Source organism: Lapidilactobacillus bayanensis, assembly GCF_003946695.1.
In the GTDB taxonomy this organism is placed as follows: Bacteria; Bacillota; Bacilli; order Lactobacillales; family Lactobacillaceae; genus Lapidilactobacillus; species Lapidilactobacillus bayanensis.
Map to the genome: position 1 here is coordinate 1 of NZ_RHOX01000061.1, position 1,265 is coordinate 1,265.

General features: G+C 42.7%; 1 protein-coding gene. It reads right to left on the reverse strand.

Annotated elements, in window-relative coordinates:
- Positions 1 to 80: 80 nt before the first annotated feature.
- Entirely contained in the window at positions 81 to 1,157 is a 1,077-nt protein-coding gene (locus EKM65_RS11075; RefSeq protein WP_125608469.1) for an IS30 family transposase, read from the reverse strand.
- Positions 1,158 to 1,265: the final 108 nt, after the last annotated feature.

Sequence of the window (1,265 nt, forward strand, 5' to 3'; positions counted from 1 at the left end):
CGCAAATTGCAAGTGCAAGTTAGCCAGCGCAGGCGAAGACAGCTGGCGGAAAGGTTTCAGTGAGTTTCAATTGAAGAAAGCTAAGCAGTATGAACCTTGCGAGCACGCTTGACTTCTCTTTCAAAAGCTTCGGCTGGTGTTTTGAACTTTAAAATTCGCCGAGGCAAGTTGTTCAGATGCGATTGAGCAATCTGAACTTGGCTTGGAGTGGCAATGTCGAGTGATTGCCCCTTGGGAAAATAGCGACGAAGCATCCGATTATGAACTTCATTAGTGCCTCGTTCTGAAGATGTGTACGGGTGGGCAAAATAAGTGTCAGCTATGCCATTCAGTGCAGTCTCTAAGGTCGTAAACTCAGTACCATTATCTGCCGTCACGGTCTTGATAATATCACCATATTGATTAACAATATTTCGCAATGCATACGATACTGAATCTGCGTCTTTACCCTCAATCAAGCAGACTATTTCAAAGCGTGTTTTACGCTCTGTGAAAGTCAACAAGACGCTCTGGCTACCATTACGCTCACCAACAACGGTATCAATTTCAAAATGTCCAAACTCATGACGGTTATTGACCTTCTTGGGGCGTTCATCAATACTTTTAGAACCGGTCAGCCGTTTAACTTTCGTTGTTTTATGATGAGCCCTTCGGCGTCTTACTTTCTCCACAAGATCGATATTGCGGATTTCCAATAATTGTGCATCAATATAGTTGTACAGTGTCTTCGCACAAATCATCTTATGAGGTGAAAATAAACGGTGCTTTTTAGCATATCCTACCGTTGCGTCGGGTGACCAGTGCTCCGTGTGAAACTTGTCATCAAAGTAGGCTAGGAAGTCGGTGACTTGCTTAAACTTTAATGGACGTCTACTATTGGACCGGTTCTCCTCATAGCGAGCCTGAGCTGCTTCAGGACAATAAACCTTAAGGTAGTGCTTCTCTCCGTTAATCTTCTTAACCTGCTTAATAGTGCCACGAGAAAGCTCATTATTAATGGTTTGATGACTAACACCGATAATAGATGCAATCTGGCGTGCAGAATGGCCTTCGGAGTGTAGAGAAGCAATCATTCCACGTTCAATTTGAGTTAAGTGGTGACCCTTTTGACGATTTGTGGTAAGCTGTTGTTGCATCAAGACGAAAACCTCTCTCATTGTTTAGTGTTGGAACTTCAATGATACCTGATTTTTCGTCTTGGTGTCTTTTTTTGACCATTATTTGATCAATCAACATGGGTGGCTAACTTGATTATAAAATTCGCG